The sequence below is a fragment of the Frigoribacterium sp. ME-P-080 genome, assembly GCF_030209595.1.
GTDB lineage: Bacteria > Actinomycetota > Actinomycetes > Actinomycetales > Microbacteriaceae > Frigoribacterium.
In genome coordinates, this window is sequence record NZ_JARVRR010000004.1 from 57029 (window position 1) to 70092 (window position 13064).

Below are 13064 nucleotides of genomic sequence, written 5' to 3' on the forward strand. Positions count from 1 at the left end.
CTGCCCACTCGGACGGAGGGGGACGAGGAGGCGCGGGTCAGGCGAGCGCGGCGGGGTCGAGTCCGTGCTGCTCGACCTGGATCGCCTGCCGGATGGTCAGGGGGTAGATGCGCGACAGCTCGGGGTTCGACGGATCGCTCGAGATGTACGCCACGCTCTCGACGTGCTGCTCGAAGGCGTTGACCTTGTCGCGCGGCGCGCCCACCACGAGCTGGAAGCCCAGGGAGGTCAGTGCCGCCAGGGCCCGGCCGGTGTACTCGGCGTCGGCCTTGACGAAGCCCTCGTCGAGGACGATCGGCGCGTAGGTCGGCACCCGGTCGGTGCCGTCTCCCAGCCGGAACCGCAGGGCGGCCCCCAGCACGAACGCGATGAGCTCCTGCCCCTCGCCGCCGGACTTGCCGGCCACGCCCTCGTGCACGATCTGCGTTCCGTCGGCGCGGGTCTCGATCGCCCGGAACTGGTAGTGCTCCCGCGCGTCCAGCACCCGCCGGCGCCAGGCGTCACCGACCTTCGACTTCTCCTCGAGGTGGGCGAGGTCGCGGCGGAGCCTCAGGAACCGGCGCTCGACCTCGGACGCGTCCCGCGCCTCCGGGGCCCGTCCGTCCGAGGAGCGTCCCTCGGACGTGCCCCCGCTCCCGGCCCCGCCCGTGTGCTCGCGCAGCGTCCGCTTGAACTCGAGCAGGTCGCCGTTCGACACCGGCCGCGGCTCGATGTCGAGCGTCGAACCCTGCCGGAACTCGATCGACCGCAGGGCCTGCGAGATGGGGCGGACGCCGCGGCGGATGACGTGGCCGTCCTCCTCGATCTGGACGAGCAGCGCCCGCAGGCTGTCGCCCACGTCGCTGCCGGCCCTCTCGAGCCAGCGCTGTCTCGCGTGGGGCAGGTCGTCCTCGACGAGCTGCCGGTGGATCGCCCGGACCGCCGGCAGGCTCTCGATCGTGGCGTCGATGCCCGCGGTGCGGTCGAGTTCGAGGTACCGCTCGAAGACGACGACGAGCGTCGACTCGGCGTTCGCCCGGTCGCGGTCGTGCGCGTCGACCTGGGCCCGCAGCTGAGACGCCGCGTCCCGGTACAGCCGCACGACGTCGGTCGCCTCGCGCGGTGCCGCGAACGGCAGCGGGGCGAGGAGTGCCCGCTCGTCGTCGGTCAGGGGATCGGCGTCGGCAGCGTCCGCGAACTCGTCCTCGATGTCGACGAGCGTCGCGTGCTTCTCGTCGAGCTGCGCGAGCACCTGGTCGATCTCGGCCAGGCGGCGCGTCGCGGCCGAGCGGTCGTCGTCGTGCTGCGCGGCCTCGGCCTGCAACGTGGCCAGTTCGGGACGCTCGACGGCGATGCGGTCCAGCTGGGCGCGCAGGTCGTCGAGCCTCGCCTGCGCGGGGGCGGTGTCGAGCTCGTCCCAGGTGAACTCCTTCGCGCGGGCGACGGCGTCGGCGACGCGGCGGCGCTCGACCGCCTCGGCCTCGATCGCGTCGTACTCGCCGCGGACCCGGGCCAGCACGGCCTCGAGGTCGACGATCTCGTCGCCGAGCTCGGCGATCCGGGCCGCGTTGTCGAGCCCGATCCACGAACGCGTCGACCGGTCGTCCTTGATCACGCGGTCCCGCGAGCCGGTGCGGAGGCCCCGCCGGGTCACGGCACCGCGGGTGCCGGCCGGGCGGGGGCCGCCGAGGTCGTCGGGCCCCTCGACGCAGAGCACGCTGCGGTCGGCGACGAGCTCGTCGTGCAGCCAGCCACGGAACGGGCTCGCCGGGTCGAGCCGCACCATGGCGGGCACGGTGCGGTCGACCGGGGTGAGCGTCGGATCGGCCATGGTGGTCGCCGGCACGAGCGTGACGCGTCCCCGCACGTCGTTCTCGTCCACCCAGCGGCGCACGGCGTCGAAATGCGCGCGGTCCACGAGGAGGTGCGTGGCGAGGTCGCCGAGCACGCGCTCGATCGCGACGGCCCACCCGGCGTGCTCGGGCGCGACCTCGAACAGCTCGCCGGCGTAGGGCAGCTCCGACACCGGCACGCCCGCCCCCTCGGCGATGCGCCGACGTCGCTCGATCGCGTCGTCGGGCACGTTGCTGCGGCGCTGTTCGAACGACCGCTTCTGCTTCTCGAGGGCGGCCAGCGAGCGCTTCGTCTCGCCGATGCGGGCGGCGAGGTCGCTGCGGGCGTCGGCGGTCGCGGCCCGGGCGGCCGCGTCGTCGGCCGCGAGGCGGTCGGCACGCTGCCTGAGCGCGGCGAGTTGTTCGTCGTCGCGGGGGAGGGACGCGCCGGTCCCGTCGAGCGCGGTGGCGAGCCGGCCGCGGGTGCGCTCGACGGCGGCGAGCTCGGCCTCGGCGGCGGCCACGTGCTCGCGGAGCGACTGCGTGGGGTCGCCCCCGAGCTCGCTGATCCGCGCCAGGGCCTGTTCACGGGACCGGAACGCGAGCTGCTCGTCCGCCTGGGCGCGCCTCCGGCGTTCGCCCTGCTCGCGCTTCTCGGTCGTGACGCGGTCGACCTCGCCGCTGACCCAGCTGCCGACGCGTTCGGCCAACCAGACGCGGAGGCGGCTGGGCCCGTCGTCGTCGACCAGCAGGCGGCGCTTGGCCGAGCCGTCGCGTCCGGCGAGCTCGTACCGGTCGGCGAGCGTCGGCACGGCCTCGAGCACGTCGAGCTTCTTGCGGGTCGTCTCGAACACGTCGTAGAGCGCCGAGGCCTCGCGGTAGGTGGCGAGCGTGGTCTCCCAGCGGCTGAGCGCCTGCGGCTGCACGAGAACGAACTGCTTGAACAGGTCGTCGATCGAGAACACGCCCTTGGACGCCTGCGCCCGACGCAGCAGGGTCAGGGCCTTGAGCTGCGACTCGTCGCTGCCGCCGATGCCGAGCTGACCGCACAACCGCACCCGCAGCTCGGGCTGCGACGAGGTCGCGAGGTCGTGGGCGGGGTCGAGCAGGCGGGCGAGGGAGCCACGGGTCAGGGGGTTCTGGCTCGTGCCCTCGCGCGTCACCTCGGCCAGGCGGCTGAGGTCGAAGCGACCCTGCACGAGGAGGTAGACGCTCGCCTGGGTGACGTCGTCCTGGCTGGCGGTGTCCTCGCCGATCCAGGCGACGCGGACGGCCGTGACCGTCTGACCGAGCTCGGTCGACCAGGTGATGGCCGCACCGCTCGGGAACGCCTGGCCGAGCGGACGCAGGAACCGCGTCGTCGTGCGGTCGGAGGCGGCGTCGCGGACCTCGTCGGTCTTGCCGCGCGCGTAGCTGTAGACCGTGCGCTCGGACCGCTGCCGGCTGTCGTCGCGGGCGGCGCGGTTGAACTCCTGCGGGTTGGGCATGATGACCGCGGCCATCGCGTCGAGCACGGTCGACTTGCCGCGGCCGGTCGGGCCGAGGATGGCGATGCCGCCGCGACCCACGGGCATGCGGTGCAGGCCGGCGTAGCTGCCCCAGTTGAGCAGCTGCACCTGCTCGATGCGGTACTGGCCCGAGTGGAACATGCCGAGGTCGGGCGGGGTGTCGGCGATGCTCATGCCTGGGGTGCTTCCGGGTCGGTGTCGGTGCCGGCGTCGTGCGCGGCCTCGGGCTCGGGCTCGAGGTCGAGGTCGAGCGGGACGGCGGTCGGGTCGGGTTCGGCGTCGGGGGTGTCCTCCACCGTGTCGGCGGGGCCGTCGTCGGCGTGATCGGGTTCGACCTCGACCTCGACCTCGACCTCGGGCTCGTCGGCGTCGGCGTCGGCGTCGGCGTCGACCTCCGCTTCGGCCGTGTCCGCGTCGGCGGGGGTGCCGACCTCGTCCTCGTCGGTCGGGTCGCCCTCGACGCCTGCCGCCTCGAGGTACACCCGCTCGAGGTGCGCGAGTCGGTCGGCGGTCATCAGCGGCACGATCGCGGGCGAGACCACGAACAGTTCGGGGTCGTCGGGCTCGGCCGTCAGCAGGTCGCGGGCGACGAGCGCGGCGATCGCGGCGTCGACCCGGCGGCGGGCGCGCACCTCGTCGGAGCCCGAGTCGTCGTGGTACCGACCGAGGAACTCGGCCACGGCGTCCTTCGAGATCACGACCGCCTCGTCTTGCCCGTCCGTGAAGGCGTGCTCCCGGCGGGCGAAGACCATCAGCAGCGAGGCGTCCCGCGACAGCGGCTTCTCGCGGCGCAGCAGCACGGGCACGTCGTCCTCGCCGCCCTGTCGCTTGAAGGCGACCTCGTGGTCGTGGTCGACGACCAGCACCAGGAACAGCTCCTCGAGCCGCGCCCGGATCTCGGGTTCGTGCGCGAGTAGGCCCGCCCAGGCCTCCTGCTGCCGCGCGCGGGACACGAACCGGTGGGTCAGCAGCGTGACGAGCGCCTTGCGTCCGGCCAGCGGTAGCGCGTCCGGGACGCCACCGGCCGCCGCGTCGTCGGCGTCGCCGTCGTCGAAGGCATCGCGGGAGGCGCGCGCCGACTCGTCGGGGGAGGTGGCGGTCGCCTCGGCCGAGGAGGCGCGGGTCGCCTCGTCGACGCCGGTCTCGTCCGAGGGGGCTGCGGGGCTCATGCGAGGTCCTTCGTGCTGGTCGTGCCGGTCGTGAGGTCGGGGGCGTCGGGCTCGACGCCCGGCTCGGCCCCGGGCGGACCCGCGGGGTCGCGCCGGAACACGAGGCGGGGCAGCGTGACCTGCCGACCCGCGCCTCCTGACGTCGTGGGGTCGGCGGGATCGCCGACGAGCTCGACGGTCTCGGTGTCGTCGCCGACGACGCCGCGCTCGAGCGCGAGGTCGAGCATGCTGAGGACGAGCGCGAGGCGGCGGAACCCGGGCTCGGTCGCCTGGTAGACGTCGACGCTCGTGACCTCGTCGCGGTCGACGAGGAGCCGGTCGATCGTCGCCGACACGGCCGCGGTGCTCGTGCCCGAGGTGAGGCGGAGGGCGGCCCGGTCGGCCTCCGGCAGGGTCGCGTCGCCGATGGTCACCTGCACGTCGACCGTCGGCCGCGCGCGGTCGGTGTGCAGCTGCACCTGGCTGACGTCACGGACGTCGAGCGCCCCGAGGCCGAGCCCGTCGCCGTGCTCGACGGGCAGCATGGCGTGGCCCGGCCGGCGCTCGGCCCAGACCCCACCCGCGTGCAGCGCCCGGTCGGCGAGGGTGAGCAGGCGCTGCTGCTGGTCGGAGCCCGACCGGCTGAGGAAGCGCCGCAGCGAGGACGTCCACCGGCCGTACGTCTCTTGCACGCTCTGCTCTTCGGCGAGCAGCGACGAGATGAGCGACTCGAGCTGCGTGCGCTGGCGCTCGGTGAGCTGTGCGGCCGCGTCGGGCTGGGCGAGGACCTTCTCGATGTCAGCGCGCATGACGTCGATGCCGCGCGACGACAGCATCTGGGCGAAGCCGCGGTAGGCGCGTCCCTCGGGGGTCTGCTCGAGCAGGTCGTTGTCGCGCAGGTACTGGTCGACGAGCGCGCCTTTGCCGACGTGCTCGGACGAGGCCCGGCGCGCGACCTCGCGGTGCCGCTGCTCGACCATGGCGCCGAGCTGGCGGAAGTCCTCGGGCAGCGACGCGGTCAGACGCACCACTTCGCGGACCTGACGGCGCAGCACGTCGGGAGCGGTGGGTTCGGTGCCGTGCCGCTCGATCTCGGCCTTGCGGCGCTCGAGCTCGGCGATCTGCTCGTCGAGCCGGGTGAGCTGCGACTCGCGACTGGGGTCGGCGAGGCCCGCGAGCTGCCCGACGGCGTGGGCGATGCTGCCGAGGCGGGCCTCGCTGACGGCGTTGTCGCGCTCGACGAGGTCGCGCACGAGGCGCAGCGCCTTGAGCGCGTGCGGTGACAGGCGGTACTCGGCGCGGGCGTCCGGTCCGGAGGCGCGGGTGCGGACGAGCCAGCGGCTCTCGACCCAGCTGCGGCAGTACTCGGCCGGGGTGGTCTTCTGCTCGGTGGGGGCCGGCGTGGCGGCGGGCGTCGGGGACGCGGGCCGCGCCTCCTCGGAGTCCCGCTCGGTCGTCGCCCGCACGGACGTCGGGTGCTCGGGGGCGGCCTGCTCGGACGCCGCCTGCTCGAGTGCGGCCTGCTCGGACGCCGCCTGCTCGGCCGTGTTCTGCTCGAGGGCGTCGGCGACCTGCCGGTGGAACCAGTCGGCCGACACCGGACCCTCGGCGTGCTCGAGGTGGCGGGAGAAGAGCGGCAGCATCCAGCGGGCGTTGTAGCCGCGGAGCAGGGCCCAGGTGGGGTCGTCTTCGTACGCCGCGCGCACGTCGTCGCGGCTCAGGGCGTCGTCGTGCCCCGACGGGTGGTTCACCAAGCAAGACCTCCGGCAATCGTCGGACGACGATACCAACTGGTGACGCTCCGCTCGGCGACGGTGTCGCTCGTCGTCCGCAGCGGCCAGGATGGGGGGATGGGGATGGGGATGGGGATGGGAATGGGGATGGGCATCAGGTCGAGGCGGGGCGTCGTGGCGACCGTCGTCGTGGCCGTCCTCGCGCTCGCCGCCGGATGTGCCAGCTCGAGTGACCTGCTCCAACGATTCGAGTCGCTCATGGACGGTGTCGGCGGCGTGGTCGAGATCGAGACGGCCGGGACCGACTCTCCCCTCGGCGTCGCGGAGGCCCAGGCCACGGTCGTGGTCGAGGACGACCTCTCCGACGACGACCTCGAAGCCGTCGCCGAGCGCATCAGGCCGTTCGTGGCCCGCAACGTCGGTGACTCCTCCGACTGGCGGTTCGTCGACGTCCGGCGAGGCACCGTCTCGTTCGAGGTGCTCGCCGACGAGGGCGACACGGCGGCCCAGCTCGACCTCGCGCGTCGCGTCGCGGACGACGCGGTCTTCGCCGAGGTGTCCCTCGCCACGCACGCGTTCGGCGAGGACGGGGCGACCGGGGACGACTCGCCTCGGCGAGGGTTCGGGATCACGGTGGTCCCGTCGGAGTCGTCGGACGTCCTCTCGGCCTGGCAGCGGGCACGCTCCCTTCGGGACGCCGCGGCCCAGCTGACCGACGTCGACGTGACGGCGTGGAGTCCGGACACCCGCCGGTTCGTGACCGAGAACGTCTCCGGGTTCCCCTCGGTCCTCGACGATCCCGCGACGTCCGACGTCGTCCTCGACGCCGCCGACCAGGCCCGTCTGTTCGACGCCGTGGGGGCTGCGGATCTCGGGGCCGGGCGGGTCGAGGTCCTGCCGGAGGGCATCCGGGTCGACCTCGACACACCGAGCGTCACGGGTCACCACTCGCGCGACGAGGTGGCGGAGGCGTCCCCGCGAGCGGCACGGATCGCCGGCGTCCTCGTCGGGATGTCCGAGGTGCCCGGCACCTCGATCGGCTTCGTCTCGTCACCGGACGAACGGCGAGAGCTCGACGGCGACCTGTCCGCCGCCGAGTCGCTGGTGGACGTCGTCGCGTCCGACACGGTCACCTACTCGGCGATCAGCGCCCGGTCGGTCGAGGTATGGACGTCGGGGCTCGAGGGCGTCGTGCCCGCGATGCAGGCCATCGGTGGTTCCGCGGCCGTGTCCGGGATGGACGAGATCCGCGTCTCGTCCGGTGCAGCCGACCGCAGGGGTCTCTCGTTCTCGGGCCGGCCCGAGGCACTCGCCGTGCTCGCCACCGTCACGGGCGCCATCGTGGCCGCACCCCGGATCGAAGGCATGGCCGTGACCGCCACGGAAGGCCGCCTCAGCATCGAGCTCGACGACGACCACGACGCCGCCGCCACCGACGCCGCCCTGGCGGACGTCGTCGGCGCGGTTCGGACGGCACCGGCCGGGACCGTCGTGACGTTCCGGCGAGACGTGCGCGGGGCGGCCGACCTCGCCACCGAGACGGTCGGCCAGGCCGCGACGGGCGAGTGCTCGGCGCTCGCCGACGACGATGCAGCACTGTGCGCGATCGTCCGGTCCGCATGGGGCGCGTGATGGTCGGTGCTGGCACCCCGGGCCCGAAGGGTGCACGATCGAACGATGACCTCGCCGATCGACCACGCCGACCCGTCACCCGTCGTGCACGTGTTGCACGACAACGCCGAGTGGCTGCCGCCGCTCGTCGCCGCGCTCGACGCCGCGGGGGTGCCCCACCGCGAGCACCTGCTCGACGGGACGTCCTTCGACCTCGCGGCCGCGCCTCCTGAAGGGGTGTTCTGGTCGCGGCTGAGCGGCTCGGCCCACACGCGCGGCCGGGGGACGGCCAAGGAGGTCGCGCGAGCGACCCTGCGCTGGGCCGAACGGCACGGGCGCCGGACCATCAACGGCAGCGGTGTCGTCGAACTCGAGGTGAGCAAGGTGGCGCAGTACCTGGCGCTGGCGTCCGCCGGGTTCGACGTGCCCGCGACGACCGCCGTGTTCGGCACCGCCGACCTCAAGGCCCGGGCACGCGAGCAGAGACTGCCGTTCATCACGAAGCACAACCAGGGCGGCAAGGGCCTCGGTGTGCGGCGCTTCGACGATCTCGACTCGTTCGACGCGTACGTCGACGGCCCCGACTTCGAGGTGCCGGTCGACGGGATCACCTTGCTGCAGGAGTTCCTGCAGGCCGAGGAGCCCTTCAACACGCGCGTCGAGTTCGTCGGCGGGCGCTTCGTCTACGCGGTGCGCGTCGACACCTCGGCCGGCAGCTTCGAGTTGTGCCCCGCCGACGCGTGCGTCGTGCCCGACGGTGCCGACCCGGCCACGTTCGCGCCGTTCGCGGTGCGCCCGTCGGTCACCGCGGAGCACCCGCTCGTACGGCGACTCGAGGCTTTCGTCGCCGAGCACGGCATCGAGGTCGCCGGCATCGAGTTCATCGAGACCGTCGACGGCCGCTCCGTGCCCTACGACGTCAACACGAACACCAACTACAACCCGGACGTCGAGCGGTCGTCGTCGGTGTCGGCCGCCGCGACGCTCGCCGCGTGGCTGGGCGAGGTGTTGGCGGCGGAGTACGCCGCGACCCCGGCCTAGCGCCGGTCACGTCGACACCGCCGAGCTCCGTCGACGACGTCATCCAGCCACGGTACCGACCCGGGGCCGCGCGTCACCCCGGGCCGTGGGTGAGCCGTCCCTGGCGCCCGCCCGGGGTGAGCACCGAACGAGTGGGCAGAAAGGGTCCTTCGTCGGGCCGGGAAGGACCGTTTCTGCCCACTCGGCGAGCACGCACCCGCGCCGACGCGGAACGGGGTCAGCGGCGTTCAGGAGGCGCGGGCGGCGCCGGCGACGTCGCGAACGCGACGGCCGCGAGGCCGGTCAGCACGATCGCACCGATCGTCACGGGTGCGAGCGGCCCGGCGAACGCCGCCGCGCGGCCCTGCGTCGTGCCGAGGCCGACGACGAGCTGGCCGATCACCAGCAGCACGAGGCCGAACGCGGCACCCAGCAGGCTCACCCGGGCCAGGTCGTGCAGTCGGCGGGAGTCGTCGGCGAGGCGGCGCGTGCCCGGCGTTCCCGGCAGGCCGGCCGAGAGCCGACGTTTCATCCGGACGAAGAGCACGAGCGCGACGACCGACAGCACCAACGGGATGGCACTGCCGATCGTGAGGGCGGTCTGCACGACGCCGAACAGCGCGTCGGTGCCACCGGGGGAGGGCGGGGTGCTCATCGGACTCCGTTCAGCGGGGACGGTGGGTTCACGGGCGAGTTCGTGGTGGACGGGCGACTCAGGCGGACCGGGGACGACGAACTCGCCCGTGCGCGACCGCTGGTCGCCGACGAACCGCCAGGACACGACGACGCCGACCAGGCGGGAGCCGGGTCGGCGTCGTGGGCCGTGCGGCCGGGTGTCTAGTAGCGGGGCTTGCGGGCGGGCCGCTCTCCACCCTGCGACCGGTCGGGGCGGTCGTCGCGGCGGGGCGCGCCTCCTCGGCGGTCGGGCTTGATCTCGATGAGCTTGCCGCTGATGCGGGTGTCGCTCAGACGGTCGAGCATGTCGCTCGAGACGTCCGAGGCGAGCTCGACGACCGAGAAGTCGGGGCGGATCTGGATCGCCCCGAAGTCGTCGCGGCTGAGACCGCCCTCGTTCGCCAGGGCACCCACGATCTGACGCGGCTCGACACGGTGACGGCGACCGACCTCGATGCGGTAGGCGGTCATCGGCTTCGACGTCCGCGGGCCACGCTCACGGCGCTCACCCCGGTCGTCGTCGCGACCAGCGCGCGGGGCGCGGTCGTCGCGCTCGCGCAGCGGACGCTCGTCGCGCTGGGGACGCTCGTCCTTCGGATCGAGCAGCAGGGGCGTCTCGCCCTGGGCGACCACCGCGAGTGCGGCGGCGACGTCGGCCTCGGGCACGTCGTGGTGCTCGACGTAGTGGCTGATGATGTCGCGGAACGCCGAGATGCGGCTGTCCTGCGACAGGGCCTCGGTGATCGCGTCGTCGAAGCGGGTGAGGCGCGTGCTGTTGACGTCCTCGACGGTCGGCAGCTGCATCTGCGTGAGGGGCTGGCGGGTGGCCTTCTCGATCGCACCCAGCAGACGACGCTCGCGCGGCGTGACGAAGCTGATCGCGGCACCGCTCCGGCCGGCACGCCCGGTGCGGCCGATGCGGTGCACGTACGACTCGGTGTCGATCGGGATGTCGTAGTTGACGACGTGGCTGATGCGGTCGACGTCGAGGCCGCGGGCCGCGACGTCGGTCGCCACGAGGATGTCGAGCTTGCCGCTCTTCAGCTGGTTGACCGTGCGCTCGCGCTGGGCCTGGGCGACGTCACCGCTGATCGCCGCGGCCGAGTAGCCGCGGGCACGCAGCTTCTCGGCGAGGGTCTCGGTCTCGCTCTTCGTGCGGACGAAGATGATCATGCCCTCGAAGTTCTCGACCTCGAGGATGCGCGTCAGGGCGTCGACCTTCTGCGGGTACGACACCATCAGGTAGCGCTGGGTCGTGTTGACCGAGGTCGTGGTCTTGGCCTTGACCGTGATCTCTTCGGCGTCGTTCAGGTACTGCTTCGAGATGCGACGGATCTGCGGCGGCATGGTGGCCGAGAACAGGGCCACCTGCTTGTCGTCGGGGGTGTCGGCGAGGATCGTCTCGACGTCCTCCGCGAAGCCCATCTTCAGCATCTCGTCGGCCTCGTCGAGCACGAGGTACTTGAGTTCGCTGAGGTCGAGGGTGCCCTTGGCGAGGTGGTCCATGATGCGGCCGGGCGTGCCGACGACGACGTGGACGCCGCGGCGGAGCGCGCTCAGCTGGACGCCGTACGCCTGGCCGCCGTAGACGGGCAGGACGTGGACGCCGCGCATGCCGGAGGCGAACTGCTCGAACGCCTCGCAGACCTGCAACGCGAGTTCGCGCGTCGGCGACAGGACGAGGGCCTGCGGCTTCTTGGCCGACACGTCGAGGCGCGAGAGGATGGGCAGGGCGAAGGCCGCGGTCTTGCCGGTGCCGGTCTGCGCGAGCCCGACGACGTCGCGGCCGTCGAGCAGGGTGGGGATCGTGGCGGCCTGGATGGCCGAAGGGGTCTCGTAGCCGATCTCGCGGATGGCCTTCAGGACCTGGTCGCTCAAGCCCAGATCGGCGAACGTCGGCGTCGTGTCGGCTTGCTCTGTGGCGTCGCTCGGGGCTTGCTCGGTGGTGTCACTCATGGTGCAACGGTAGCTTGTCCGGGCGCTCTGCTGTTGCTCCCGCCCGCGAGGCGGGCCGAGTCAGGTCGGTGCGAGGGGCAGCACCGTCGCGACGAGCGTGGTCACGACGACCACCGTGGTCAGCGCGGAGGTCGCGACGGCGAGTAGGCGCAGGGCCCGGGACCGGCCCGGCCGTCGTCCGACCGTGGCCGACACGAGGGCCGTCACGGCGAAGGCCGCCGAGGTCAGGCCGACCACGGGCGTCGACGCCCGGCGACCTCGAGCGAGGCCGAACGGGAACCCGGTGGCTCCCTCGTCCAGCTCGCCCCAGCCCCACGCGACGTACCCGGCGGCGGCGACCGCCGACAGGGCCAGCGCGAGCGCGGGCTGGTGGGGGATCGGCTCGCGGTGGACGGAGACGCTCGGTGGGCCTCGTCGAGGGGGACGCCGGGGGCGGAGGATCGGGTCGCCGGGGTCGAGGGTGTCGTCGAGCAGGAGTCGGCCCCGACGGCGGAGCACGATCACCTCGTCGACCGGACGGGGTTGCCACGAGTCCGGCTTCTGCTCCTTCGCAGGGGGTGACACGGTCGTTAGCCTACCGGTCGTCAGCTGAACGGACGGGCCTCCGTGTCGGCGGCCCGAAGTAGTCTTCTCGACGACCGATCCCGCCCCGCGACACCCCGAAGGACGATGTGCAACCGACGTACCGCACCGCCAGCGGTCGACTCTTCCAGGCCGACTGCCTCGAGGTCCTCGCCGAGCTCGACGACGAGTCCGTCGACCTCGTGTTCGCCGATCCGCCGTTCAACCTGGGCAAGGTCTACGGCGCGGGCATCGACGACTCGCTCGACGAAGACGCCTACCTGGCCTGGTGCGGTCGGTGGATCGCCGAATGCGTCCGCGTGCTCCGGCCGGGCGGTTCCTTCTACCTGTTCAACCTCCCTCGCTGGAACATCGAGCTGGGCCACGTGCTGAACGGCGAGGGCATGACCTTCCGTCACTGGGTCGCGGTCGACATCAAGTACGGTCTGCCGATCCCCAACAAGCTCTACCCGTCGCACTACTCGCTGCTCTACTACAGCAAGGGCAAGCCGTCGCGCTTCGTCCGTCCCCGCCTGCCGATCCAGGTCTGCCGGCACTGCGGCCGGGACATCAAGGACTACGGCGGCCACCGCAGCAAGCTGCACCCGGACGGCATCAACCTGACCGACGTCTGGCTCGACATCCCGCCGGTGCGACACCGCGCGACGAAGACCCGCGGGGCGAACGAGCTCAGCGAGAAGCTGCTCGAGCGCGTGTTGACCATCAGTTCCGAGCCCGGCGACCTCGTCCTCGACCCCTTCGGCGGGTCGGGCACCACCTACGCCGTGGCCGAGAAGATGCACCGACACTGGATCGGCGCCGAGATCGGCGACGTCCAGCCGATCATCCGCCGCCTCGAGGGCGAGGACGCCCAGGTCGAGCTGCCGGGGCGCGGCGACACGGGGCGCGGCGACACGGGCCGCGGGGACGCCGGGCGCGGGGTCACTGCCGGGGCCGAGCGCTAGCCGTTCGAGGTCGCCGCGTCTGCCGGGGGCTCCGCGGATCGGACCGGAGTCGAGAGGGCGACCCCGGGCAGGCGGG

The 13064-nt window shown here is 73.0% G+C and carries 9 protein-coding genes; 3 read left to right on the forward strand and 6 right to left on the reverse strand.

Annotated elements, in window-relative coordinates; translation table 11 throughout:
* Positions 1–37: 37 nt before the first annotated feature.
* From QRN23_RS08870 to QRN23_RS08880, 3 genes are read right to left on the reverse strand one after another with little or no spacing between them, the layout of a single operon-like run.
* Positions 38–3493, reverse strand: coding sequence for an ATP-binding protein (locus QRN23_RS08870; protein WP_285063299.1), 3456 nt, complete (start codon positions 3491–3493; stop codon positions 38–40).
* On the reverse strand, positions 3490–4488 hold the full coding sequence (locus tag QRN23_RS08875) for a DUF4194 domain-containing protein (protein ID WP_285063300.1): 999 nt from the start codon (positions 4486–4488) through the stop codon (positions 3490–3492). The genes QRN23_RS08870 and QRN23_RS08875 overlap by 4 nt, the downstream gene beginning before the upstream one ends.
* On the reverse strand, positions 4485–6218 hold the full coding sequence (locus QRN23_RS08880) for a DUF3375 family protein (RefSeq protein WP_285063301.1): 1734 nt from the start codon (positions 6216–6218) through the stop codon (positions 4485–4487). The genes QRN23_RS08875 and QRN23_RS08880 overlap by 4 nt, the downstream gene beginning before the upstream one ends.
* Before the next feature lie 156 nt (positions 6219–6374).
* On the opposite strand from QRN23_RS08880, the gene QRN23_RS08885 reads away from it, so the two are divergent.
* The gene (locus QRN23_RS08885; protein WP_056044823.1) at positions 6375–7832 is read left to right on the forward strand and encodes a hypothetical protein; all 1458 of its coding nucleotides are present in this window, start codon (positions 6375–6377) and stop codon (positions 7830–7832) included.
* Between the two features lie 45 nt (positions 7833–7877).
* Positions 7878–8852 carry an ATP-grasp domain-containing protein gene (locus QRN23_RS08890; RefSeq protein ID WP_285063303.1) on the forward strand — a complete coding sequence of 325 codons (975 nt, stop codon included), beginning with the start codon at positions 7878–7880 and terminating at the stop codon, positions 8850–8852.
* Positions 8853–9069: 217 nt separating this feature from the next.
* Here QRN23_RS08890 and QRN23_RS08895 read toward each other — a convergent pair whose 3' ends face one another.
* The 3 genes from QRN23_RS08895 to QRN23_RS08905 form a co-directional block, all read right to left on the reverse strand.
* On the reverse strand, positions 9070–9486 hold the full coding sequence (locus QRN23_RS08895) for a hypothetical protein (RefSeq protein ID WP_285063305.1): 417 nt from the start codon (positions 9484–9486) through the stop codon (positions 9070–9072).
* 182 nt (positions 9487–9668) lie between these two features.
* On the reverse strand, positions 9669–11462 hold the full coding sequence (locus tag QRN23_RS08900) for a DEAD/DEAH box helicase (RefSeq protein WP_056044815.1): 1794 nt from the start codon (positions 11460–11462) through the stop codon (positions 9669–9671).
* A 60-nt stretch (positions 11463–11522) separates the two neighbouring features.
* Positions 11523–12026 carry a hypothetical protein gene (locus QRN23_RS08905; RefSeq protein ID WP_285063306.1) on the reverse strand — a complete coding sequence of 168 codons (504 nt, stop codon included), beginning with the start codon at positions 12024–12026 and terminating at the stop codon, positions 11523–11525.
* Positions 12027–12133: 107 nt separating this feature from the next.
* On the opposite strand from QRN23_RS08905, the gene QRN23_RS08910 reads away from it, so the two are divergent.
* The gene (locus tag QRN23_RS08910) at positions 12134–12988 is read left to right on the forward strand and encodes a DNA-methyltransferase (protein WP_123569944.1); all 855 of its coding nucleotides are present in this window, start codon (positions 12134–12136) and stop codon (positions 12986–12988) included.
* Positions 12989–13064: the final 76 nt, after the last annotated feature.